The 23,904-nt window shown below is 54.2% G+C and carries 19 protein-coding genes, 1 tRNA gene and 1 riboswitch; of the genes, 13 read left to right on the forward strand and 7 right to left on the reverse strand.

What is annotated here, in order from left to right; translation table 11 throughout:
- Positions 1-176: 176 nt before the first annotated feature.
- Positions 177-518, reverse strand: coding sequence for a hypothetical protein (locus CIG75_RS09205; protein WP_094236389.1), 342 nt, complete (start codon positions 516-518; stop codon positions 177-179).
- A gap of 154 nt (positions 519-672) precedes the next feature.
- Here CIG75_RS09205 and CIG75_RS09210 point away from each other — a divergent pair.
- The 3 genes from CIG75_RS09210 to CIG75_RS09220 all read left to right on the forward strand — a co-directional run bounded on the left by CIG75_RS09210 (position 673) and on the right by CIG75_RS09220 (position 3,270).
- Positions 673-748: transfer RNA gene (locus CIG75_RS09210), tRNA-Thr, on the forward strand.
- A gap of 186 nt (positions 749-934) precedes the next feature.
- Positions 935-2,245 (forward strand): UDP-glucose dehydrogenase family protein, encoded by a 1,311-nt coding sequence (locus CIG75_RS09215; RefSeq protein WP_094236390.1) that lies wholly within the window; start codon positions 935-937, stop codon positions 2,243-2,245.
- Positions 2,242-3,270, forward strand: a complete 1,029-nt coding sequence (locus CIG75_RS09220; protein WP_094236391.1) for a glucose-1-phosphate thymidylyltransferase — start codon at positions 2,242-2,244, stop codon at positions 3,268-3,270. The genes CIG75_RS09215 and CIG75_RS09220 overlap by 4 nt, the downstream gene beginning before the upstream one ends.
- Before the next feature lie 35 nt (positions 3,271-3,305).
- On the opposite strand, the gene CIG75_RS09225 is transcribed toward CIG75_RS09220, so the two are convergent.
- Genes CIG75_RS09225 through CIG75_RS09235 form a run of 3 tightly spaced genes read right to left on the reverse strand, consistent with a single transcriptional unit; the run spans position 3,306 to position 7,536 of the window.
- Positions 3,306-4,256 carry an NAD-dependent epimerase/dehydratase family protein gene (locus CIG75_RS09225; RefSeq protein WP_094236392.1) on the reverse strand — a complete coding sequence of 317 codons (951 nt, stop codon included), beginning with the start codon at positions 4,254-4,256 and terminating at the stop codon, positions 3,306-3,308.
- The gene (locus CIG75_RS09230) at positions 4,253-5,380 is read right to left on the reverse strand and encodes a glycosyltransferase family 4 protein (RefSeq protein ID WP_094236393.1); all 1,128 of its coding nucleotides are present in this window, start codon (positions 5,378-5,380) and stop codon (positions 4,253-4,255) included. The genes CIG75_RS09225 and CIG75_RS09230 overlap by 4 nt, the downstream gene beginning before the upstream one ends.
- Entirely contained in the window at positions 5,377-7,536 is a 2,160-nt protein-coding gene (locus CIG75_RS09235; protein ID WP_094236394.1) for a CotS family spore coat protein, read from the reverse strand. Before CIG75_RS09235 ends, CIG75_RS09230 begins: the two co-directional genes overlap by 4 nt.
- A gap of 205 nt (positions 7,537-7,741) precedes the next feature.
- Between CIG75_RS09235 and CIG75_RS09240 the strand changes: the two genes are divergently transcribed.
- The 8 genes from CIG75_RS09240 (at position 7,742) to CIG75_RS09275 (ending at position 17,400) form a co-directional block, all read left to right on the forward strand.
- A complete protein-coding gene (locus CIG75_RS09240) occupies positions 7,742-8,929 on the forward strand; it encodes a threonine synthase (protein ID WP_094236395.1) in 1,188 nt (395 codons plus the stop codon).
- Positions 8,930-9,042: 113 nt separating this feature from the next.
- Positions 9,043-10,647, forward strand: a complete 1,605-nt coding sequence (locus CIG75_RS09245) for a glycosyl hydrolase family 18 protein (protein WP_094236396.1) — start codon at positions 9,043-9,045, stop codon at positions 10,645-10,647.
- Between the two features lie 556 nt (positions 10,648-11,203).
- Positions 11,204-12,469, forward strand: coding sequence for an MFS transporter (locus CIG75_RS09250; RefSeq protein ID WP_094236397.1), 1,266 nt, complete (start codon positions 11,204-11,206; stop codon positions 12,467-12,469).
- 224 nt (positions 12,470-12,693) lie between these two features.
- Positions 12,694-13,167, forward strand: coding sequence for a DUF6884 domain-containing protein (locus CIG75_RS09255; protein WP_094236398.1), 474 nt, complete (start codon positions 12,694-12,696; stop codon positions 13,165-13,167).
- 107 nt (positions 13,168-13,274) lie between these two features.
- The gene (locus CIG75_RS09260) at positions 13,275-14,279 is read left to right on the forward strand and encodes a substrate-binding domain-containing protein (protein ID WP_094236399.1); all 1,005 of its coding nucleotides are present in this window, start codon (positions 13,275-13,277) and stop codon (positions 14,277-14,279) included.
- 4 nt (positions 14,280-14,283) lie between these two features.
- A complete protein-coding gene (locus CIG75_RS09265; protein ID WP_094236400.1) occupies positions 14,284-15,267 on the forward strand; it encodes a 2-hydroxyacid dehydrogenase in 984 nt (327 codons plus the stop codon).
- A gap of 43 nt (positions 15,268-15,310) precedes the next feature.
- A complete protein-coding gene (gene pepV, locus CIG75_RS09270) occupies positions 15,311-16,693 on the forward strand; it encodes a dipeptidase PepV (protein ID WP_094236401.1) in 1,383 nt (460 codons plus the stop codon).
- 98 nt (positions 16,694-16,791) lie between these two features.
- Positions 16,792-17,400, forward strand: coding sequence for an adaptor protein MecA (locus CIG75_RS09275; protein ID WP_094236402.1), 609 nt, complete (start codon positions 16,792-16,794; stop codon positions 17,398-17,400).
- Positions 17,401-17,465: 65 nt separating this feature from the next.
- On the opposite strand, the gene CIG75_RS09280 is transcribed toward CIG75_RS09275, so the two are convergent.
- The 3 genes from CIG75_RS09280 to CIG75_RS09290 all read right to left on the reverse strand — a co-directional run bounded on the left by CIG75_RS09280 (position 17,466) and on the right by CIG75_RS09290 (position 20,453).
- Positions 17,466-17,924 (reverse strand): DUF441 domain-containing protein, encoded by a 459-nt coding sequence (locus CIG75_RS09280; RefSeq protein ID WP_227874423.1) that lies wholly within the window; start codon positions 17,922-17,924, stop codon positions 17,466-17,468.
- An 89-nt stretch (positions 17,925-18,013) separates the two neighbouring features.
- Positions 18,014-18,814 (reverse strand): phosphosulfolactate synthase, encoded by an 801-nt coding sequence (comA, locus tag CIG75_RS09285; protein ID WP_094236404.1) that lies wholly within the window; start codon positions 18,812-18,814, stop codon positions 18,014-18,016.
- Positions 18,815-19,169: 355 nt separating this feature from the next.
- The gene (locus tag CIG75_RS09290; protein WP_094236405.1) at positions 19,170-20,453 is read right to left on the reverse strand and encodes an MFS transporter; all 1,284 of its coding nucleotides are present in this window, start codon (positions 20,451-20,453) and stop codon (positions 19,170-19,172) included.
- Positions 20,454-20,596: 143 nt separating this feature from the next.
- Positions 20,597-20,710, forward strand: a riboswitch (SAM riboswitch).
- Positions 20,711-20,784: 74 nt separating this feature from the next.
- Between CIG75_RS09290 and CIG75_RS09295 the strand changes: the two genes are divergently transcribed.
- Together CIG75_RS09295 and CIG75_RS09300 are read left to right on the forward strand one after the other, a co-directional pair.
- Positions 20,785-21,942, forward strand: coding sequence for a trans-sulfuration enzyme family protein (locus CIG75_RS09295; protein ID WP_094236406.1), 1,158 nt, complete (start codon positions 20,785-20,787; stop codon positions 21,940-21,942).
- Positions 21,943-21,960: 18 nt separating this feature from the next.
- Entirely contained in the window at positions 21,961-23,121 is a 1,161-nt protein-coding gene (locus tag CIG75_RS09300; protein ID WP_094236407.1) for a trans-sulfuration enzyme family protein, read from the forward strand.
- Positions 23,122-23,904 lie beyond the last annotated feature (783 nt).

Raw genomic sequence — 23,904 nt, forward strand, 5'->3', positions numbered from 1 at the left:
CACTTCAAGGAACGACAACGTTCGACAACATGATTCGACAAACTGAACTACGTGGTTAACTTTGCTCTTCAAAGATCAGCTGATTGGGTCGGCTCGGTGTTTTGAAGGCTAACTACATATCAAGTACGCCTTGTTGCAGAAGGGACTGCGGCAGGGCGTACTTTATTTTTATCCGATTATTTTGCAGTGTGCAGATTGAGCAGTCGCAAGAGCCAGTAGCCAAGGCCACCGCCGCCCAAGATGGTGACAAGATCGAGCACCAGTCGAATCAAGATTGCATAGGTATCGATCATCACGAAATTTGGATGCCGCATCTGATGAGCGACCACCGCTAAGAGCACGATCAAAATCACTGCCACTGCTGCTCCATAGACCCCGCGAATGCCGAAGATCAGATAAAAGAAAAAGCCCAGCAGGAGCGTCGCGACCAAATGCGGCTGCTCAGCAGACTGCATGATTGTTAAGTTGGTTACCAAATATGCTGTAAAAACGGCCCATGCAAGCACCCATTTCTTCATGATGTTGACACCCCCCCTCGTCCAAGCGTATGTGCCATTAAGGGAAATAATTCCTTGTAAATAAATAATTTGGAAATTGCTGATTTCTTTTATTTTTCGTGTTGACTTCTTGTGTGATCTTCGTTATTCTATTGCCAATAAAACGACAGTTCTTGCCGGTGTAGCTCAGATGGTAGAGCAACTGACTTGTAATCAGTGGGTCGAGGGTTCGATTCCTTTCGCCGGCACCATTCCAAAACTAGCGTGTTTTCAACCACGAATCAGCGTGGCTGGAAGCACGCTTTTTCGTATGTTTCGACATTGCTTCCCGAGAATGGGGAGACAAAAACAGAGGATTGTACGTATGCACCGTTTCCACTGCGCAGCTCTCGACATAATTTATAGAAACCAAACTATCAAAGAAAGCAGGGAGGAACATGAACGTATCGGTGATTGGGACTGGATACGTGGGAGCGACAACAAGCGCTGCTCTGGCGGAGCTCGGACATCAGGTGATCGGCGTCGATGTCGATCAGAAGAAAGTAGGGATGCTAAACGCCGGACGTTTGCCTTTCTATGAGGAAGGTTTGGAAACGCTGATGCAGGCCTTGCTGAAGAAGGGAGCGCTTGCCTTTACGACCGACTTGGCGCGCGCGGTGACAGGAAGTGACATCCTCTTTCTCACCGTCGGGACACCTTCCCAAGCGGACGGTTCGGCCAACCTGCGCGATCTTGAGCAAGCGGTGCGACAGATCGGACGTGCGCTGAACGGCCATAAGATCATCGTCAGCAAAAGCACAGTTCCGGTCGGAACAGGGGAGCGGGTGAAAGCCTGGCTACAGGAAGAAGTGACCAAACGCGGCTTGAGCATTCCATTCGATGTGGTCTCCAACCCTGAATTTCTGCGTGAAGGCAAAGCGCTCCACGATGCGTTGCACCCCGAGCGCATTGTGATCGGTTGTGAGTCGGACAAGGCACGAGCCATGATGACCAAGCTTTACCAAGGCATGCAAACCGATTTCTGCTACACGACAGTTCGCGATGCGGAGATGATCAAATACGCATCCAACTCATTTTTAGCCACGAAGATCTCCTTTATGAATGAATTGGCGCGCCTTTGTGAACAAACAGATACTTCGATCTCGAAGGTTGCGCATGGCATGGGGTTGGATTCGCGGATCGGATCGCAGTTTTTACGAGCGGGCATCGGATATGGTGGCTCGTGTTTTCCAAAAGATGTGGAGGCGCTCTTGCATTTGGCCCGTGAAAATGGCGTGCCGTTGCGCCTGTTGGATGCGGTGGCAACGGTCAATCGAGAGCAGTCGGGATGGTTTTTGCAAAAAGTGCGAACGGCGCTGGGAACGCTATCGGGTAAGCAGATCGCCTTGCTTGGACTTACGTTTAAACCGGGCACGGATGATATTCGCGAAGCGCCAGCACTCAAGTTGATCCCTGTGCTGCTCGCAGCTGGCGCACAGATCACAGCATATGATCCCAAAGGGATGGAGGCGGTGGGTCGCTTGCATCCCAAAGTACGTTGCGCCAAGGATGCCTACGCAGCGCTGGACGGGGCGGACGCGGCGCTTTTGCTCACCGAATGGCCGGAGTTTCTGAAACTGGACTTCGCCCGAGTGATCGGTTCGATGCGTAAGGCCCTATTTTTTGATGGGCGCAATGCGCTGGACGGTGCGAAGATGCGCAGCTACGGATTTACGTATGACGGTGTCGGGGAGCGGGGAACAGCATGAAAGGACTGATTCTTTGTGCGGGACGCGGCACGCGGATGCAACCGTTTTCCAATACGATGCCTAAGACCCTGCTCCCTGTCGCCAACCGACCTTTGCTCCACTACTGTATTGAAAAATTGAATCGGGTCGGAATCACCGAGATCGGTGTTGTGATCAACCCGCAACAAAAGAGCATCATCGAATTTCTCGATCGGATACAATTTCCCAGTCCGATCGAAATCATCAAGCAAACTCGGCCGCTTGGCATCGCCAACGCCGTGCAAAAGGCAAAGGCGTTCATCGGCGACGACCCGTTTGTGCTACTGCTTGGCGACAACTTGATCTGTGAAGAACTGCACATGCTGGTGGATGCTTCGCGGGGACATGATAGCGCCATTTTGCTGTCGCGCGTGGAAAACCCGAGTGATTATGGCATCGCCGAGATCGAAGATGGCAAAATCCACTCCTTGGTGGAAAAACCGAAAGCGCCCAAAAGTGACTTAGCGGTGATCGGCGCCTATGTGTTTCAACCGACGATCTTTGATGTGATCGCAAAGCTGAAGCGTTCGGCGCGCGGTGAATATGAGATCACCGATGCGATTCAACAGTTGATCAGCGACGGGTACTCCGTTTCTTTTTCGGTCACAGACAAGCCATATTCGGATGTCGGCACGCTAGAGCGTTGGATTGTCGCAAACGGCTGGATGCTTAACCAGGTGCACGGCGACCAAGTGAAGATCGGTCAGAATACGACGGTGGAGAACTGTACGATCAGAGGCCCGGTGTTGATCGGGGAGAACTGTCTTCTGCAGAATGTCGTGATCGGACCGTACGTTTCGGTGCAGGATGGCGTATCGCTGCGCGATTGTGAGATCGCCGACAGCATCTGTCTGGAAGACGCGTCGATCTGCGGTATTGGGGTCAAAATTGTACAAAGCGTCTTCGGGCGATCGACCAATCTGCAAGGAGAAGGCGAGACGAAAAAGGTCACGTTTATGCTTGGCGATCACTCACAAGTCACGTTTCCCATCGATCATAAGGAATAACAAAACCCCCTCATTATGAAGGGGGTTTGTTGTGTTCAGATGTTGTAAAGCGACTTCACCTGCTCGATCTGTAAGCGGATACCATGTTCGATGTCAAATTGCGGGTCATAACCGAGGTGAGTTTGTGCTTTACGGATGTCAGCGAAGGTATGCTTGGGATCACCTGGCTGTGCGGGGAGCAAGCAGCGATTTGCTTGCTTCCCGGTGTGAGACTCAATCATTGACAGCACTTCGTTTAGGTTGAGGCGGGAGATCCCGCCGATGTTATAGACCTCTCCGGTCAGAGGAGAATTGGCTGCGAGTAGGTTGGCCGTCACCGCATCCTCGATAAAGGTGAAATCGCGGGACTGTTCTCCGTCGCCGTAGATTTCGATCGGCTGCCCGGTCAGGACGCTTTTGATAAATTTGTGAAAGGCCATATCGGGACGTTGACGTGGACCGAAGACGGTGAAATAGCGCAACGAGACGACAGGAACGCCGAATTGGGAGGCATAGAGCTGGCAGAGTTGCTCGGCCGCAAGCTTCGTCACGCCATACGGTGAAATCGGATGGGGGGCCTGCGTCTCTTCGGTCGGCCCGTTCATCCCGCCGTAGACGGAGGATGAGGAGGCACAGACGATCTTGTTGAGATTGGAGTCTTTTGCCGCCTCGAGGAGCGCCTGTGTGACGAGGATGTTGTGATCGACGTACTCCTGAAACTGTGTGCCCCATGATGTGCGGACGCCGGGCAGTGCCGCCTGATGAAAGACGACGTCAACCCGACTGATCAACTCGGAAAACGACAACGTGCGCAAATCTCGTTCAAAAAAGCGGAACTGAGGGTGTTCCAACAAATTGCGCAAATTCTGCTCTTTCACCCAGCGGTCATAATTGTGCAGAAATGCGTCGATCCCGATGACCGCATAGCCTTCGCGCAGCAGACGTTCGCTTAAGCTAGAGCCGATGAAGCCGGCACATCCGGTGACGAGGGCGCATTTTCGTTTCATTGCCACACCTCGAGGATCTCGCGAATGACCCGTTCAAATCCGTAATGCGTTTCGACCATACCGCGACCAAATTGGCCCATCGAGCGCATCATGGAGTTGTCGGCGAGCAGCTTGGAAATCTGTGCGCCAAGAAGTTCTGGGTCTTCTGGTCGCTCGACTAGCAGCCCGTTTTGGTCGCTGCGCAACACTTCCGGATTCCCCCCGCGTGCGGTGGTGATGATCGGCAGGTTGGCAGCCATCGCTTCATAATGGACACGAGCGAGCGGTTCCTCCCATTGGGAGGGGCAGACAAACAGGTCACCGGCAAAGAACCAGTGATGAATCTGATCGGCAGGTACGTAGCCTGTCGTGATGACAGGAACCTTGGAGCGGCTGGCCAGCGCCCGCACGTAAGCGACATAGTCGGAGATGCTGTCGTCGCTGAACCATTTGCCGCCGACGATGACGAGTGCCGCATCGGGATGGCGTTGTGCGACATATTGCATGGAGCGAACGAGGATGTCGGCTCCTTTTTTCGGGGAGAGACGGCCGACGAACAGGACGACTTTTTTGCCCTCAAGCCCGTGTTGGGCGCGCAATTGCTCGCGGATCGTGCGCGATTGGGAATTGACCGCATAGCGGTTTAGATCGACGCCCGAATAGATCGTGCGCAGTTTTGGTTCGACTGACGGGTACAGAGAAGCGATTTTGCGTCCGACATAGTTGGAAACGGTGACGATGCGCTCCACTTCCTGAATTGTCGTCTCCGCTTCTTCCTCCGTGAGCTTCTCTCGGGTGAACATATCGTTGTGCATCGAGAGCACGAGGCGCGAATTTGGAGCCGCTTGACGCACGGGACCGACCAGACGAGGGCGATTGAAGATGTGGATGAGGTCGAAACTCTTGTCTTGCAAAAAGCGCACAACATGTTCTGCGTAGATGTCAAACAGTCTCCCCGGCACACGCTCAAACTGGATCAGGTCAACCCGTTCCGAATCGGGCAGGCTGGGGTCGGTGATGCCTAGAATCGTGATGTCGTGGTGTTTGGCCAGTTCCGGGGCGATGCCCGCGATGTAGGTCTGAATGGCACCGCCGCGCACCGGTGGAACGGGGAGTTTTTCTGTACAGATCATCAAAATCTTCATTTGTTTTCTCTCCCCTTCCGCTTGTTGACAATTTTATTGAGCAGTTCGTGTGTGTAGGGGGAGAGTTGCCCAGGCTGTGGTAGCGATAGGTTGGACAGATCGAGCGAGGGTAGCGAGCTTTTGATCCGATTAAGGGGATCGTGCTGGTCAGCTTGAGATGCTTTGCGCTTGCTTTCTTCCTTGCGCGTATGCTCGGAGCCAGTATCCTTCGAACGGTTCGTCTTTACCGTCTTTTCATCTCTGCGGCTCGTAGTCGGAGCGTTTTCTGGCACAGTGGGCTCAGGCTGGTTTTTAACGATCTCTCGCTCTTCTGGAGTTTGATGGGAGTTGGCCTGTTCAGGGCGGGATGCTTTGCGCTTGCTCGCTTCTTTGCGCGTATGCTCGGTGTCAGTATCCTTCGAACGGTTCGTCTTCACCGTCTTTTCATCTCTGCGGCTGGTGATCGGAGCGTTTTCTGGCACAGTGGGCTCAGGCTGGTTTTTAACGATCTCACGCTGTTCTGGAGTTTGATGGGAGTTGGCCTGTTCAGGGCGGGATGTTTTTGCTTTGCGCTTGTTTACTTCCTTGCGCGTGCGCTCGGTGCCAGTATCCTCCGAACGGTTTGACTTCACCGTTTTTTCATCTCTGCGGCTGGTGATCGGAGCGCTTTCTTGCACAATTGGCTCAGGCTGGTTTTTAACGATCTCGCGCTGTACTGGCAGTTGACGGGTGTCGCCCTGTTCAGCACGGGATTCTTTCTGCTTGCTCGCTTCTTTGTGGGTGCGCTCGGCGCCAGTATCCTTCGAACGGTTCGTCTGCACCGTCTTTTCATCGCTATGGCTGGTGAGCGGAGCGTTTTCAGGCACCGTGGGCTCAGGCTGGGTGGTAACGATCTCCCGCTGTTCTAGCACAGGTTGTGCCTCCGCGACGTCTGCTTCTGGTTGAGCGACCTGCAAAGGGTCAAAGTCAGGCTGGTTGTCTGTGGTGATCGTCTCCCGCTCTGGCAATGGCAGCACAGTCTCCATGTCGAAACTGAGTTTGCTCGGCTGTATCAAGTGGAAATTGAGCGAAGGCTGCCAGTCGGCAGGCGCTTCGAGAATGTGGGCGCCAAGTTCTGCCAAGGCAGGCCACTTGGTGGCATCGGTCGCTTCCATCCGCTCGAGCATTGCCTCCGTCTCGGCGCTAAAAAACAGTTCCGGCTCATAGACGACCTCTTTGACATGCTTGTAAAATTCGTTGGGCATCGCCATGTCGATCAACAGTACCTGCATCAGTTCGGGTTCGATCGGATTGGCTTGGTGATAGGCGTCGATCATGCCTCGAATCCAAGCCAGATCCCAGCCCCCCATGTCTTCCATCGTGGATGTCATCAGTTTGCGCAGGTCGCGGATAGGCAGGTCATAGGCGACACCGTCCAGGTCGATGATCCAGATCTGTCCGTCCGGGCCGACCTGTCCGTTCGACCATCCATAGTCTTGATGGGCGAATCCCCAAGCAGTTTCACCGCGCTGTACCAGCTCTTTATAGGGCGATTGTTCTAACGTATACAGTGCGTTGCGGGCCTGCATCTCATATTTGTCGAGCAGCGAATGGAGCTTTTGGCTGGCTGGCAGATCGGAGTAGAGAATGGAGATGTGGCGGAACCAGTCGAATTTGGTGAGGATTTTAAAATAGGACATCGGGTAGCGATAGAGGCGGGAGGCGTTCTCAGCCCCTCTGGGCGGCACATAACCTTGCGACATTTTGTGAAATTCACCAAGGCCGTAGCAAAGCTGTTCAGCGCCGGTGAGGTCGATTTTTGCAGCGGGGGTCAGTGGTTCGATCCAATCGGTGACGATCCACATCTTGCCGCCGTGCTCGACCGACAACTGACCTGTTATGCTCGGAATTAGGCCGGGCACCCGCGCCCCTTTTTCCTTGAGATACTGCTGTGCATAGATGCTGTACAGACTGCGCTGTGGCGTGCGGTGCAGCACTTTTAAACTGCGTGGGCCGTGGTCGGTTTGGATTTTCCAAATCGCACCACCCTTGTCTGGCTTGGTGGTGATCAAAAGCATGTCGCTGACCGTCATGTCGTATTCTTTGACGACCTCATGTGTCATCGCTTCTAACTCCGGCGGGACGGTCGGCACATCGCCTTCCACGTCTCCCCACGGCTGTATCAGCCATTGTTCCATGGGCTTCCCTTCCTTTTGTATGCATTTTCTATCAGTGTATTTGCAGGACTGCGCTCTCGTAACGGACAGGCAACCAGAGGCTCTTGGAATTGGTTGGGTGCTATGCTATTGTGGAAGAAATCAGAAAATAGTGGAACGTAGGCGTCTGCCTGCGCAGCGGTTCGAAGTGGTGGATGTTCTTGGGTCGAAAAGGAGGGTCAATGAAATGTACATGCGAAACGAAGCAGCAATCGCGCTTTCTTGCCTGCGCTGTGGGAACGAGTATGAACTGAACGATTATACAACTGGCTGCCCGTCCTGTTTGGGAGAAGGTTACCCGGTCTCGCTGGAGGTGAAGTATGCAGCGGTGGAGTGGAGCGTCGATGCGACGAAACGCGGGATGCAACGTTTTGCTGACAAGCTCCCGTACCGCACGTTTCCAATGCTCGGAGAAGGGGACACGCCGTTGCTTCCTTTGGCCGATCTGGCCACAGAGCTTGGCGTGCAGGAGTTGTGGTTGAAAAATGAAGGGCAGAACCCGACCGGTTCACATAAAGATCGGATGAGCGCACTGGTCGTCGCACGGGCCAAAGCGAGCGGGTACACGACGGTCGTCGCCGCTTCGAGCGGCAATGCAGGCGCGTCGCTGGCCGCTTATGCAGCGGCGGCCGGGTTGCGCTGTGTGGTGGTCACCACCGTGGGGATGAACCCGATTTGGGCCCAGGCGGTGCGGGCGACAGGGGCGGAACTGGTCGCAGCGCACGATGCGAAACTGCGCTGGAAATATATGCGGCGCATGGTCGAGGAAGAGGGCTGGTATCCGGTGACCAACTATCTCGATCCGCCGACGGGCAGCAATCTGTTTGGCGTGCAAGGCTATAAGACGTGCGGGCATGAGATCGCTGAAGCGTTTGCAGGAAATGCACCGACGGCCATCGTCGTGCCGACTTCGCGCGGCGATTTGCTGTGGGGGATCTGGCGTGGCTTGCAGGAAGCTCGCGATGCAGGCTGGATCGCGACTTTGCCGCGTCTTTATGCGGCAGAACCGTTTGGTCGCTTATCACGAGTGCTGGCAGGAGCGGACTACCGAGGTAATTTTCCAGGGGATCACAGCAGCACTGAGTCGATCGGTGGCTCTACTGTGACCTTCCAATCGCTGGTCGCCCTGAAAGAGTCGGGTGGGGGTGCGGTCGATGTCTGTGGAAAAGACGCTTTGCAGGCGCAAAACAAATTGGCGCGGCGCGGTCTGTATCTGGAGAGTTCATCGGCGATCGTTTGGGCGGCCGTTCAGCAACTGAAAGACAGCGGTCAGCTCGGTGCGCAAGACCGAGTGGTACTTGTTGGCACATCGAACGGGTATAAAGACCATTATTTTGCACAATTGCCCGCAATCGACGTGATCGACGCAGACTAGTGGGTTGCTTCAAGCAGCGCAGGTAAAAGTTGCGGCTTGAACTTTCCTTTCCTTCATCTGTAAACTAATAACGAGAATAATAGGCTTCGAGACTGGAAAGCGAGGAGAGAGCTATGCGTAAATGGTTGCGAAACATGATCGCTGGACTGTTGAGTGCAGCCATGCTCTTGCCGGGGACTTCCGGGTTTGCAGCGGACGGCAAGTTTAACATGTCCTATCTTTATTTTGGTAGTACGTCTACGTATGTGCAGACCGTAGAACGTACAAAAGGTGCACTACATGTAGTGTCTCCCGATTTCTTCAATCTTAACGCAGATGGCTCATTGAAACTGACAACCAAGCTGTCCACATCATTTATAGCGGAGATGCACAAGCGCAACATCAAAGTGGTGCCGTTCCTGAGCAATCATTGGGATCGGGAGTTGGGGCGACGTGCTTTGCAAAACCGTGAACAGTTGTCCACGCAAATCGCCAACGCGATCGCGACGTACAACTTGGACGGTATCAACGTGGACATCGAAAATTTGACAGAGACCGACCGTGCTGCCTACACCGACATGGTGCGTCTCATCAACTCGAAAATTCCGGCCCATAAGGAAGTGTCGGTGGCGGTGGCCGCCAATCCGTTCGGTTCGAATGTGGGCTGGAAAGGCTCTTATGATTACAAGCAGTTGGCGGCTTACAGCGACTATCTGATGATCATGGCGTATGACGAAAACTATTCGGGGGATCTTACGCCTGGCCCAGTCGCAAGTGATGCATTTGTGAAGCGATCGATCGAATACGCGCTGAACCAAGGTGTGTCCAAAGAGAAAGTGGTGCTCGGCATCCCGTTCTTCGGGCGGGCATGGAGCGCAGACGGCACGATGAACGGCGCTGGGGTTTCAAACTGGCGCGTGCCGGAGCTGGTGAAAAAGTATGGTGGGCGCATCGTGTACGATGCACCAACCAAGTCGGCCAAAGCAACGTTTACAGTCGCGCCGGGCGATGAGGTGACGGTGATCGGAAGCACGACATTTTCGGCTGGAACCTATACGATCTGGTTTGAAAATGAAGCGTCGATCAAGGAAAAACTACGCTTGGTCGGTCAGTATGACATCAAAGGCACCGGCTCCTGGAGTTTGACCCAAGAAGAAGCAGGTACGTGGGACTATTATTCGCGATGGCTGAATGGACGATTCTTCATTGACACGGAGAAGCATTGGGCCGCTCAGGACATCCTGGCCATGCTTGATAAGGGCTGGATGGTCGGCACTTCGCCGCTGAAATTTTCGCCGGAACAGCGGTTGACTCGTGCACAAGCTGCCGTCATTCTCGTCAAAGCGGCAGGTCTTGAAGATCAGTCTGCGCCGAATGCAGGTTTTCGCGATGTGCCGTCCGGCTTTTGGGCGAAGCGTCACATCGACATCGCCAAACGGGCGGGCTTTATCACAGGGAAGGAATACAACCTGTTTGCGCCCGATCAGCAGGTGTCCCGTGAGGAGATCGCCTCGATGCTGGCACGCATTCTGAACCTACAGATGGAGCCGGAAAGCGAGCCGCCGTTTTCTGATGTGCAGGGCGGCTGGTCATACGATGCGGTGCTTGCGATGAAGCAGGCAGGAATTTTGAACGGATTTGAAGATGGTACCTTCCATCCGAAAGACGGCACTTCTCGTGCGGAGATGGCGTCGCTGATGAACCGGATTGGAGATCGACTGAACGAGCACAACAATTGATGTACAGCTACCTTGCGCTTTTATCGCGCAAGGTTTTTTTTGTGCGCGCAGCCAAAAAGGCGAGTCACTGCAACAAGTGGAAGAGCTGGCTGAGCGGCCCTCTGTTCAGCGTACGGACCAGCGGACGGCAAAAATCATGCAGAGAACGGTTCGAGGATTCATTTAATAAACGAAGGAACTGTGTAGTGCTTGGCGAACTAAAGAAATGTGTACTCGTTTCTAAATAGCCGGTTGCCTTCAACTGAGTAGCGCTATTTTTCCTATCCGAACACGACTTGATGCCTGTGCAATCGTATCGAGCGGGCCTGCTGCCGAAGCAGAATTTTCTACCGCCTATTGCCAAGCAGGGTGAAACGGCATAAACTCAATTTATCACTTCGTTTATTAACTTTGATCCAACCAACCTGAAAGCGCAACTGCACGAGTTGGAGGATCTATGAAAATAGCATAACCTCTGCTCTCATTTCGGCGGATCGAAAGCTGTATGCCGCTGCAAGTGAGTGAGGTCACACGGTAAAAGGGGAACGATGAAGGATCATCACTGGGAGGATACTACATGAGTCAAAAAAAATCGATGTTTGCGCCGGTCAAGCAGCGTTCGTTTCGGAACCTGTTTATCGGCTCCCTGTTTTCCGATTCGGCGAACTGGCTAGACATGACAGCGCTTGCGGTCGTCATCGCCTACGAATGGGGTATGGGGGCGACACAGATCGCCTCGATGATGATCGTGCTGGCGATTCCATGGATCTTTATCGGCCCCGTAGTCGCCGTCTGGGCGGATCGATTGCCGCGCCGGGCACTGATGGTCACCTGTGTGCTGATCCGCGCTGTGCTGATCTTGGGACTGTTCTTCGTACCGAATCTCTATGCGATGCTGGCTCTCGTCTTCCTGCGGGCGACGGTGGCGACATTGTACAATCCGGCGCGTATGTCGGCGATCCGTACGTTGGTCGCGGATGACATGTTGCCGCAAGCGCTGTCGCTTGGGCAGATGTCGATGTACCTCACTCAAGTCGGGGCTCCGATGCTGGGTGGCGCATTGATCCCGTTGATCGGTGCACGTCAGGTGTTTTTGGTAGAGATCGTTTTCCTGCTCGTGGCCGTGGCGTTTATCGCGATGTTGCCCCCGCTGCGAAGCGAAGCGGTCGATGGTGATCGCAGCCCGCACTTCTGGACGCAGTTTATGGAAGGGATCGTGCATGTGAAGTCGAAGCGTATTCTGTCCGTTTCGATCGTCCTGATGTCGATCGGCATGTTCATCGTTCTGTTGTATGACGGCATGCTCGTCATCTGGACGAAAGATATTGGGCTTGGCGAGCACGCGTTCGGTTATCTGGTCTCCGCGCTCGGTATCGGCTCGGTCGTAGGCGCCTTCGCGATGGGGTCAATTCCGAGATGGCACGAAAAGCCGCTGCACGCGCTGGTTGCGCTGGCTATGGTCTGCGGCCTGCTCGACGTGGTGATCGGCCTGGGCGGACTGGGCTACATCAATGCAGGGTTGGCGATGTGGTTCGTCTACTTCTTGTTCTTTGGGATCTTCTCCGCTGCGGCGACCATTCCGTTTTCCTACATCATTCAAAAGGAAACGCCGAAGCATCTGATCGCACGCGTGAGTGGCGTTTCGACCGCTACTCAGGCCGCGTCGATGCTGCTCGCCCCGGCGGTCGGTGCATGGATGACTTCGCTCATCGGCATCGGTGGCACCTTTGCGGCGGCAGGTTTGTTCATGGCGATCATCGCCGTGCTCGTGTTGCTGATGCTCAACCGCATCTTACAGGAGAAAAAAGGTGTAGGCGGTGAAACGACCGCACCTTCAGCGTAAGACGACAGGTCAGGCCCCTTATGGGGCCTGATTTCGTTAGGAGGATGGTTGGGACGCGAGGAGCTGTCACCTTTTCGAGCCTTACAGACTAGGAATACGCGAATGCAGGGATGTTGAGCCAGATCGTTTGGGCACAAGAAGGTGTGGCTACTTGCCAAGGATGCTCTTGGCCATCTGTGATCTGCAAACGAGCAGTAAACACGATTTGAAAGAGGTGAGTTCCCATGAAACGATTGTGCATCATCCCCTGCGGCTCCCGTAAAATTTGGGATCAGCATCCCGATTTTGCAGGGCCTGCCGAGGCGCAACACACCTATACAGGCACCTTGCATAAACTTTGCCAAGCTTATGCAAAAAAGTTTTTTGGCGACGATTGGCTGATCCTTTCGGCCAAACACGGATTGCTTCGTCCCGAGGACATCGTGTCAGAAAACTACGATGTCCGCTTCACCTCTAACAACCCGCTACGTCACGTCTCTTTGCAGGCGTTCATGCGGCAGGTTGAAGAGAAAGGGCTCACCGCCTATGATGACATCACCATTCTCGGCGGCAAAAAATACACGCTGATCGTGCCAGCGATCTTTGGTAACACCCGCACCTACCACATGCCTCTTCAGGGCTGCAAGGGCATCGGTTTTATGTTACAACGGCTAAAGCGTGCGCTCGCAGAAGGAAAAGAGCTCGCGGACGATAACTAAATCCTCCTGCATCAAAAGCACAACCGGCTCACGAGGTTGTGCTTTTTTGCACAACCTCGATATGGTAAAATGAGGTCACTATTTGTGTAACGAAAAGAGGAGTTCCCGTGAACAAGACCATTTATGATGTAGCAAGAGAAGCGGGCGTTTCGATGGCGACCGTGTCCCGCGTGCTAAACGGTACGGCGGTGGTCAAAGAGGAGACGAAAGCGAAAGTCCAAGCTGCCATCGAAAAGCTGGGCTATCGTCCCAACGCCGTCGCGCGCGGGCTGGCCAGCAAGCGGACGAAAACGATTGGTGTCATCCTGCCTGACGTTTCGGACCTTTTCCATGCAGAGGTGCTGCGGGGGATTGAGGATATCGCCATGATGTACCACTATCACATCATCTTGACCAGTTCTGACGCCCGCGAGGATCGGGAAATCGATCTGATCGGCACGATGTGGGAGAAACAGGTGGATGGCCTCGTTTTCATCTCGGAACGCATCACCAAAGAGATTGTCAGAACTTTTGAACAAGCGCAGTTGCCCGTCGTGCTCTGCGCGACCGACGACCCGGAAGGACGCATCCCATCCGTGGCGATTGACAACGAGTCGGCCGCCTATGACGCGACTCGCTTCTTTCTTGATCAAGGGATCGCCAACATCGCCTTCTTTGGCGGCCCGACCACGCATCGCGTCACGATGGAGCGCCGTCATGGCTATGAGAGGGCGCTACAGGAAGCTGGGCAGTCGGTGCAGGAAAGTCTGATTCTTCACGCCCCCGACATGAAATATGAAGGTGCGCACTCGGTCGCGGCCGAATTTTTGCGACAAGGTCACCACGCCGCAGCAGTTGTGGCTGCCAGTGACGAAATCGCACTCGGCTATCTCAACGCCGTCCGCGATCGGGGCGGCAATTCGCCCCAAGATGTGCTCCTGCTTGGATTTGACAACACACGCCTGTCCACCATCGTCCGCCCGGAACTGACCACCGTCGCGCAGCCGACCTATGACCTCGGTGCCGTTTCGGTGCGTCTGCTCACCAAACTGCTCAATGAAGAACCGATCGATGACTACACCGTCCGTTTGCCACATTCGATCATCGAACGGACTTCGACGAAACGGGGATGAGCAGATGAACGGACGACCTCGAGTTCTCGTCACTCGCGCGCTACCGGAAGCGGGGATGAACAAGCTCTTTTTGCACTGTGATGTGACCGTCTTCTCCGCAGAACGCCAGCCAACCGCTGAGGAGTTGAAGGCGCTCCTCCCGCAGTATGACGCACTTCTGTGCACACTCATGGACAAAATTGACCGCGAACTGCTTCAAACAGCCCGTCCAAAAGTTGTCAGCACCTACGCGGTCGGCTACGACAACATCGACATCGCTGCCGCTACTGAATTCGGGATTCCGGTCACCAACACGCCGGGTGTGCTCACCAACGCGACCGCAGAGATCGCGTGGGCGCTCTTGATGGCCGTAACTCGGCGCATCGTCGAAGCGGATCATTTCGTCCGCCAAGGCAAATGGAGCGGCTGGTCTCCGCTGATGCTGCTTGGCACCGAACTGGCAGGCAAGACGCTCGGCATCATCGGTTGCGGTCGCATCGGGCTAGCGGTGGCGAAGCGGGCGAAGGCATTTGAGATGAACACGCTCTATTTAAACCGTCGTCGCTTAGAGGAAGCGACCGAAAACGAATACGGCCTGACCTACGCCGATCTTGACACGCTGCTCGGTCAGGCAGATTTCGTATCGCTACATGTGCCGTACACGCCCGAAGCGCATCACCTCATCAACAGAGATGCGTTGCGAAAGATGAAGCGGTCCGCCTTTTTGATCAATACGGCACGCGGGGCGGTCGTGGACGAAGCGGCCCTTGTCGAAGCACTGCAAATGGGGGAGATCGCCGGGGCTGGACTTGACGTTTTTGAAGCAGAGCCGCAAGTACATGCAGGATTGCTCCCTCTACAAAATGTGGTGTTGGCACCACATTTAGGCAGCGCCACTTGGGAGACCCGCACCAAAATGGCCGAGATCGCTGTGGAAAATACGATCAAGGTGCTCCAAGGTGAACACCCGATCTCACTGGTCAACCCAGAAGTCTGGACAACGCGCTAGACTTTTGCAAAAATACACAAATAACTGAGAGGAGTTGCATACGATGTTTGAAAAGTGGATTGATCAAAACCGCGACGACATCATCGCCAAAACACAGGGAGTCTTGCGCATCGATTCGGTGGGTGCCGAATCGACCGCTCCCGATCAGCCGTTTGGCCCAGGATGCGCCGAAGCGCTGGACTACGCGCTTCAGCTTGGTCAAGAGCTCGGTTTTGCCGTGAAAAATGTAGATGGCTATGCGGGCCATATCGAATGGGGAGACGGGGACGACTATATCGCCGTACTCGGTCATCTTGACGTCGTGCCGGTCGGGACTGGCTGGACCTATCCGCCTTTTGGCGCAGAGATCCACGACGGCAAAATTTATGCCCGTGGCGCAATCGACGACAAAGGGCCGACGATGGCCGCGCTCTTCGCAATGAAAGCGATTCAAGCATCTGGCGTGCAACTCAGCAAAAAGGTCCGCTTGATCATGGGACTTGATGAAGAATCGAACTGGCGCTGCATGGATCGCTACTTTGAAAAAGAACCGTTTCCGATCGGCGGATTTACTCCAGATGCCGACTTCCCGCTGATCTATGCCGAAAAGGGCATCTACTGCTTCAACCTGACCAAGCCGCGTCACAACATCGAAACCGCTTCGGTTGTCGTTCGTGAGCTGTCCGGCGGCAATCGAGTGAACATGGTGCCAGACAGTTGCCGCATCGTGCTGACCGCAACTGGGGATGCCGAAGCTGTGGCATCGCAGTTGCGGCATACGGCCGAGCAGGAAGGGGTGAAGTGCCAAGTCGATGTGAACGGTAGCGAGATCACGTTGATCGTGGAAGGGATCTCCGTCCATTCCATGGCACCGCAGCATGGGATCAATGCGATCGTACAAGCGGGCAAATTGCTCAAAGTGCTGGACACAGCCGACCAAGCGATCTGGGCGTTTCTCTCCGAAGTGGACACAGATGGCGAGCGCATCGGCGTCAAGATGACCTGCCACGCGACCGGTCCTTTGACCAGCAATCTCGGCCTAGCCAGCGTCGATGAGGAAACGATCACCTTCACGTTTAACCTGCGTTTTCCGGTGGACAAAACGGAGGATGACTTGATTGCTTTGATCAAACAAAAAACGGGGCCGATCGGTTTTGACGTCACAGACCCGGGCATTGCCAACATGAAACCGCACTATGTGCCGCTCGATTCGGAAATCGTGCAAACGCTGCTCAAGGTCTATGAAGAGGAGACCGGTGAGAAACTGGCTCCGCTGACCACAGGCGGAGGCACGTATGCAAGGGCGATCCCGAATGCGGTCGCATTTGGTGCACAATTTCCAGGACAGCCAGATGTCGCCCATCAAAAGGATGAGTTCTGGGAGGTAGAACATCTGCTCAAATGCACCAAAATCTTTGCGAAAGCCATTTACGAACTGGCAAAGTAACCTTGCTTACAGAACGGGTGATCTTGTCGTTGCATAATGATAGGTAAAGAGGTAGTGTACCATCTTGCACCCAATCTCTCTGCAAAGGAGTGATGAGAATGCGCGTAGAGAAGCTCGGAGACAACAAAGTCCGGATCATGCTCTCTTATGACGACCTCGATCAACGCGGCATCGACCGGGAAGAAATTTGGCAAAACGGTCGGAAAGTTCAAGAGCTGTTCTGGGATATGATGGAGAAGGCTTATCTGGAAACCGGTTTTGAAGTCGCCGGTCCGATCGCAGTGGAAGCGTTCACGATGCCGACCGAAGGCGTTGTGGTCGTGATCACCCAACTGCCGGCACTACCTGTTCAAGCGGAGCAGGAGCTGGTGGAAGAGGATGACGAGGCGGATGCGGCGATGGACTCACCCGATCCGTTCGGTGCGTTCACCTTCGTGTTCCAAGACTTGGAAGACGTGATCCGCGTCGCGCACTCGCTCCAAGCGTATGAGGCGGTAGGCGGCACGCTTTACCACTACAAGGAACGCTATCATCTGTTCTTCGATGAAGAAGAGGTCGGAGAAGACTTGTACGACACGTTCTGGTCGATTTTGCATGAATATGGAGAGTTGTCGCCAACCACGAAGGCGATGCTCGATGAATATGGAAAGCGGGTCATGGACGGCAATGCTGTGCAAACGATCACGCAGCACTTTCCGCTTCGCTAAACCAAATACATGAAAAGCTCCCGTGCCACTGTGGCCGGGAGCTTTTTTCTGATTTATTCATTTGGTTACCGAAACATATAATTGTAAAGTTTCAGCAAAATGGCAGCGATCGCCGCGGCCATCAGCGGGCCGACCGGGATGCCTTTGAGGAAGACGATGCCAAGCACCGTGCCGATGACCAGCCCGATCGTCAACTGAGGGTCCATTTTTAGCATATACAGACCTTGACCGTTCAGATACGTAGCCAAGATTCCGCCGATGATCGCACAGATCCCGGCTACCGATACAAAAGCGCTCATTAGATCTTTGGTGGACACTTTTCCGTTGACGAGCGGCACCAAGACTGAAATCATCAGAAACAGCAGTCCGATTTCCAGCCCTCTGCGCTCGAGCGTTGGAAAAAACCGCTGTAAACTCAGCAGTTTCAAAATGAGTAAAAAGCTGGCAGCTGTGGCTAAAATACTGGCTCTGCCGACGATGCCAATGATGATCAATACGACCAGAATGATCTCTCCGACCACGATCGACCGCCCCTTACGTGTGCAGATTCCTTGACACATGTATATGGACAGGGCGGACAAGGTAGACCAATCGAGCGCATTGCGGAGGTCGCTTACAGGGTCAAGCGAAGCGTGTCGCTACGCAGACCGACGCGTAGCGCTTCCAAGGCGACGATGTCGCGCGGATTGATATTTCCGAAATTGACGTTCGGGCCAAATGCACCGATCAGTTCTTGCTGTTGCGATTTGAGCGGTGCTTCCCAGATCAGTTGATCCAGATTTTGCACCTGCGATGTGAGCTCATCAAAATCGTCTTGGCGGATCGAACCGTCCTCTGCAAAGAAACCGACCGACTTGCCTGATTCACGCCCTTCCAGAATCACTTTGAAGGCACCCGCCTGCAAGTCAGCATCGATCAGTTGCAACTGTGTCTCGACGGGGAGGTGGAGGCCGTCCTCCTTCTTACCTACTTCGGTGATCACTTTCAACCCCTGATGAGTCGCGTAGCGGATGATCTCTGATCGCTTTTCCGGCGCGAGCGGGATCGTTCCATCCGACACTTCTACGGTCTGAAATCCGAGGTCGAGACAGCGTTCCAGAAACGGTTGCCACCTGTTTTGCAAAATGGCTGCTTCGAGGAAGGTTCCGCCAGGGTAGACTTCGATGTGGTGAGTTTGTAAAAAGGAAATTTTGTCACGCAACACGGGCACAGGATACAGTTTCGAAGTGCCAAATCCCAATTTGACAAAATCGATATAGGGACCGGACAACTCTACCAGATCATAAGTCTCAGTCAGGCCGAGACCTGTATCGATCAACATGGTAAGGCCGCTGGTCGTTCGCGGTTTGGCGAGACGACCAGGCAGCGGATCACGCAAGATGTCATCCCAAGCACGTTCGAACGATGAACGCATACCTTCCGGCTCCTTTCTCTTTCCCGAGGGTAACCAGCGGGTAGTAGGCTCTAGCATCGTATGAAAAAGGATTGCTGATGGTGAAGGGTGTACAATCCTCGAAAACAAGGGATGTAAGGGGAGCGCGATACGGCCAGCAAACACAAGTCCTAGTACGAGCTGAAACTGCAAGAAAAAGGGAGCCGATGTTGACGGCTCCCATCAAATGCATCTCGTCTTCGCCTGAGAACGTCTCCTCTGTCCGCTAGCAACAGTCGAAACGTGATGCTGGAAAGCTCAAAGCTCAAAGCTCAAAGCTCAAAGCTCAAAGCTCAAAGCTCAAAGCTCAAAGCTCAACGAAAGCGCGGGCGTGTGATTACGCCCGCGCTTTTCTTCGCGTCAGAAGCTTTTGTTGTTGGGCAATCTGTTCATACCGTTCGGGATTGCTACCGCCACCCTCTGTACCGACCTGGATCAGGAAGAAAGCCATCACCGCACAGACACCAGCCAAAGCGGCCATGATCGAAAACATGATCTTCGGAGTGTCCATCAAAGCGCCGAAGATCGGGGGGCCCGCCGCGACGCCGAGGAAACGCACGCTGCCATAAAGCGCTGTGACCGCCCCGCGCTCCGCTTTCTGTACGGCGGAGGTGATCATCGTGTTCAGGCAGGGCAGGACCAGTCCGGTGCCGATCCCGGAGACGACGAGCAGGCCGAGCGACACATACGGGTTGTTGAAAAAGGCGGCGATCGCCAGCGGAACGCCGATCAGCGCCAGTCCGGATACGATCAAAATCTTCATCAACCGCATGTTCTTTTTGATCTTCGCGCCCGTCACCAGTGAGGTCGTGCACATCGCCAGCAGTGGAATGGACAGGATCAGGCCGCGCATCAGGTCGGCAACCTTGTATTTTTCTTCGAGGATCTGCGAGATATAAAAGAGGACGCCAAATAGGATAAAAAGTGCGATCGAACCTGCCAAATAGGCGGTGAGCAGCCATTTACCTTGCGCCTTGAATGTTTTTTTCAAAGCGCCGATATACTCTTTTGGCGATTGTTTCGAGCCGCTTTTCTTTGGTTCTTTGACGAAAAAATAGACCAGTGCGGCCGAAAGGATACAGATGATGGGAAACGCGAAAAATGCGGCGTACCAGAACAAGAGTGCAATCAAAGAGCCGATGATCGGTGACAGCACTTTGCCTAATCCGTTCGAAGCTTCGATGATGCCAAGCGCCTTGGCGCGCGAAGCACCGCTCCAGAGATCTCCAGCCAGCGCCATCGCGATCGAAGCTGTCCCCGCCGCCCCGAGACCTTGCAAGACGCGTCCAGCCATGATCACTGCATAAGGTTGGTCCATCAGCCAGGCAGCCACTCCGGCGACAACGCCTCCTGCTCCATACAGGAGCAAGGCCGGAATGATGACAACTTTTCTTGTGTAACGGTCGGAGAGAAAGCCGGCCAGCGGGATGATCACCCCAGCTGGGACAGAGAACAGCGTGATGACCAAGGAAGCTTGGAATTTGGATATGCCGATCTCCTCTTGCATCTGAGGGAGGATTGGGATCAGCATCGAGTTGCCAAGCACCATGATCAGCGGTACGGTTGCCAACGCGAACAAGGGAAGGAAATGAATCGCTTTTTTCGGTTTCGTCGCGGCCATGGTGTCAGTCCTTTCTCCCAAAAAGCAGGTTGCATCAGGTCTAGTGTGTCGTGCGCAAGTGCGCAGTATGACTGACAAAATATACTTGACAGCCGAGCACAACTGAGGCTACATTTAGTATCAAACAACAACAGCAAATAGTTCTCTTATCAAGAGTAGGCGGAGGGACTGGCCCGACGATGCCACGGCAACCGACACGATATTTCGTGCACGGTGCCAATTCCAACAGGTTGTTTATGCAACCTGAAAGATGAGAGAAAGCGCTCTTTGTAGCTATCAAAGACCTTTCTCAATTCTGAGAGAGGTCTTTTTGCTTGAGGAGGAAATCAGATTGCATCCAGATACTTGTTTGGCTCAAATTGGCAACAATAAAGCAGAAAAAACCGGCGCGATTTCGTCGCCGATCTATCTTTCGACCACGTATCGTCATCCGCGGCTTGGCGAGAGCACAGGATTTGATTACACGCGGACGAAAAATCCGACTAGGCAGACGCTGGAAGACGCGATCGCACAGCTGGAAGGCGGGGTACAGGGATTTGCGTACAGTTCGGGAATGGCGGCGATCGCCGGAGTGCTCGGGTTGTTTGGGCAAGGAGATCATCTGCTGGTCTCTCATGATCTATACGGAGGCACTTACCGCCTGCTGGAGCAGATTTTGCCGCGTCAGGGCATCACGACGACGTTTGTCGATACAGGTGACTGGCAGAAGGTTGAAGCTGCGGTGCAGGAGAACACCAAAGCGATTTTTCTTGAAACGCCGACCAATCCGACGATGCGAATCAGCGATTTGCAGGCGATCATCGGCGTGGCCCAAAGAAACGGGTTGCTGACCATCGTAGACAATACGTTTATGACGCCCTATCTGCAACGACCGCTGACACTGGGAGCCGATGTGGTCGTACATAGCGCGACGAAATACCTCGGCGGGCACAATGATGTGCTTTCTGGGCTGGCGGTGGCGCGCGAGCAAGAGTTGGCGGACCGCATCTACTTTTTGCAAAATTCGATTGGAGCGACACTGGGCCCGCAAGACGCATGGCTGTTGATGCGGGGGATGAAGACGTTGGCGCTGCGCATGGATCGACATCAGGAAAATGCGATGGTGCTCGCCAAATGGCTGACCGGGCACCCTTGCGTCAAGCAGGTGTATTTCCCTGGATTGGAAAACCACCCTGGACGCGACGTACACATCGGGCAGGCGGATGGCTATGGTGGGATGTTGTCTTTTGAGGTGGTGCGTGAGGAGCTGGTCGAGCCGCTGTTGCGCCATTTGAACCTGATCGCCTTTGCCGAATCGCTCGGCGGGGTCGAGTCGCTGATCACCTACCCGGCGCGACAGACGCATTTTGATGTGCCGGAAGCGGTTCGCAATGAATTGGGTGTGACAAGTTCTTTGCTCCGTTTGTCCGTGGGGATTGAACATTACGAGGATTTGATCGAAGATATGGCGCAGGCGTTCGCCGCGTCGGAACGTGAATTGGCTGAATAGGAAGGGAGTTTGGCTTAGATGAGCGAGGAGAAAAAACTGACATTTGCGACACAGCTTTTGCATACGGGAAATGAGATCGACCAGACGACTGGAGCATCGGCCATACCGATCTATCAGGTCTCGACGTTTCATCAAGAGGACCCTGACAATCCACCGCAGTATGAATATGCCCGTTCCGGCAATCCGACGCGGAACGCGCTGGAACGGACGATCGCCGAGCTGGAAGGCGGGACGCGAGGGTTTGCCTTTGCATCGGGGATGGCGGCGATCTCCACGGCGCTGTTGCTGTTCTCGGCAGGTGATCATCTGATCGCGACGGACGACATCTACGGCGGTACATTTCGAGTGCTGACCACCGTGCTGAACCGTTTGGGGATCGAGACAACATTTGTCGATGTGACCGATTTGGAAAACATTCGTGTCGCGATCCGTCCCAATACGAAAGGGATACTGTTAGAAACGCCATCCAACCCGCTTTTGAAGATCACCGATCTGGCAGGAGCGGCTGCGATCGCGAAAGAGCACGGACTGCTGACCATTGTGGATAACACCTTCCAGACCCCGTATCTGCAGCGCCCACTCGACGTGGGGATCGACGTGGTCGTACACAGCGCAACGAAGTTTCTCGGCGGTCACTCCGATCTGGTCGCCGGGCTTGCAGTGACCAAAGACCGCGTGCTGGGGCATCGCCTAGCCCAGTTGCAAAATTCGTTTGGAGCGGTGCTCGGCCCGCAGGACTGCTTCCTGCTGCAGCGAGGGATCAAGACGTTGAAAGTGCGCATGGACGCCTCCTGTGACGGGGCTGAGCGTATCGCGCACTGGCTTGCAGAGCGCGAAGAGATCAGCGCGGTGTTTTATCCCGGATTGTCCACTCATCAAGGACATGAAGTGCACCGGAAGCAATCGACTCGATCTGGCGCGGTACTTTCGTTCGATACTGGCAGCGCCGAGCGTGCCAAGCTGTTGATGCAACAGGTCAAAATCCCGTTGGTCGCCGTATCTCTTGGTGGTGTGGAAAGTATCCTCTCCTACCCGGCCTCGATGTCGCATTCGGGCATGCCGAAAGAGGAGCGCCACAAGCGCGGGATTACAGACGGCCTGCTCCGTCTATCGGTCGGCTTGGAAGATCCAGATGATCTGATCGCCGATCTGGAGCGGGCGTTGCTTCAACTGAGCTAAGGTAAGTTTAAAACTGTGTTAGAACACAGTGGATTTATGCGTGAAATTTCAGTAAAATAAAAATGTAACATCCATCGCGGCACCTCGTTTTTCAAATCGAGGTGCTGATCGAAGGGCGATAGAAGCAGACAAGGGCGACGAAGCAGTCAACGATTTGGTCATCTCGCTCGGCACGTTTGACGTGTTCGGCGTTGCGAATGGGGTAGCGTACTTGATCGTTCGCATTTGTCCGGATCGCGAAGCGGCGACCAATGTCGCGTAACTGTTTCGATCGTGCTAGTCGGTCACCGCAATTTTAGGTGGCGATCTTGATCACCTTGGTGCGTGGTTCGGTGTCTGTGGCTTGATGACCGCTTGTCAGGTTGGTGCATCCCCTTGGCAATCACCAACAGATGGCCTTGAGCGTGACAGCCGTGCAGATGGCAAATGTTGACCAGACCAGCAGTCTCAAACTTCTATACCTGTTGATCTTCAACTTGCTCAGATCGCTCAGTTTGTTTTGTCTCACTTTCCGACGCGTCGTTGTACGACAGGTGCGTTGTGCGCTTCTGCATGTTGACCATTGCCCGCAGACCAAATTTTATGAGATTAGGCGAGGGTCGAGGTTGCGATGTTAGGGTATGTCATATACTGCTCTCAATCTGATCTATCGTTTTGTGAGAGAGCGGCGTGATTTTGACCTAGTGCCTCTGGCATTGCTTGTCCTATGTGCAGGGCTTTCAGCAGCAACGCGGCAAGATGCAGGAACTCGCCGTCATTATGATTCAATTCTTATGTTCCGCA

This window comes from Tumebacillus algifaecis (assembly GCF_002243515.1).
GTDB lineage: Bacteria > Bacillota > Bacilli > Tumebacillales > Tumebacillaceae > Tumebacillus_A > Tumebacillus_A algifaecis.

What these genes read in the sequence shown, in the direction of transcription:
- CIG75_RS09240 (WP_094236395.1), top strand. Translation starts at nt 7,742, where the DNA reads ATGTACATGCGAAACGAAGCAGCAATCGCGCTTTCTTGCCTGCGCTGT.
- CIG75_RS09220 (WP_094236391.1), top strand. Translation starts at nt 2,242, where the DNA reads ATGAAAGGACTGATTCTTTGTGCGGGACGCGGCACGCGGATGCAACCG.
- CIG75_RS09255 (WP_094236398.1), top strand. Translation starts at nt 12,694, where the DNA reads ATGAAACGATTGTGCATCATCCCCTGCGGCTCCCGTAAAATTTGGGAT.
- CIG75_RS09215 (WP_094236390.1), top strand. Translation starts at nt 935, where the DNA reads ATGAACGTATCGGTGATTGGGACTGGATACGTGGGAGCGACAACAAGC.
- CIG75_RS09230 (WP_094236393.1), bottom strand. Translation starts at nt 5,380, where the DNA reads ATGAAGATTTTGATGATCTGTACAGAAAAACTCCCCGTTCCACCGGTG.
- comA (WP_094236404.1), bottom strand. Translation starts at nt 18,814, where the DNA reads ATGCGTTCATCGTTCGAACGTGCTTGGGATGACATCTTGCGTGATCCG.
- CIG75_RS09290 (WP_094236405.1), bottom strand. Translation starts at nt 20,453, where the DNA reads ATGGCCGCGACGAAACCGAAAAAAGCGATTCATTTCCTTCCCTTGTTC.
- CIG75_RS09275 (WP_094236402.1), top strand. Translation starts at nt 16,792, where the DNA reads ATGCGCGTAGAGAAGCTCGGAGACAACAAAGTCCGGATCATGCTCTCT.
- CIG75_RS09245 (WP_094236396.1), top strand. Translation starts at nt 9,043, where the DNA reads ATGCGTAAATGGTTGCGAAACATGATCGCTGGACTGTTGAGTGCAGCC.
- CIG75_RS09265 (WP_094236400.1), top strand. Translation starts at nt 14,284, where the DNA reads ATGAACGGACGACCTCGAGTTCTCGTCACTCGCGCGCTACCGGAAGCG.
- CIG75_RS09250 (WP_094236397.1), top strand. Translation starts at nt 11,204, where the DNA reads ATGAGTCAAAAAAAATCGATGTTTGCGCCGGTCAAGCAGCGTTCGTTT.
- CIG75_RS09235 (WP_094236394.1), bottom strand. Translation starts at nt 7,536, where the DNA reads ATGGAACAATGGCTGATACAGCCGTGGGGAGACGTGGAAGGCGATGTG.
- pepV (WP_094236401.1), top strand. Translation starts at nt 15,311, where the DNA reads ATGTTTGAAAAGTGGATTGATCAAAACCGCGACGACATCATCGCCAAA.
- CIG75_RS09300 (WP_094236407.1), top strand. Translation starts at nt 21,961, where the DNA reads ATGAGCGAGGAGAAAAAACTGACATTTGCGACACAGCTTTTGCATACG.
- CIG75_RS09205 (WP_094236389.1), bottom strand. Translation starts at nt 518, where the DNA reads ATGAAGAAATGGGTGCTTGCATGGGCCGTTTTTACAGCATATTTGGTA.
- CIG75_RS09225 (WP_094236392.1), bottom strand. Translation starts at nt 4,256, where the DNA reads ATGAAACGAAAATGCGCCCTCGTCACCGGATGTGCCGGCTTCATCGGC.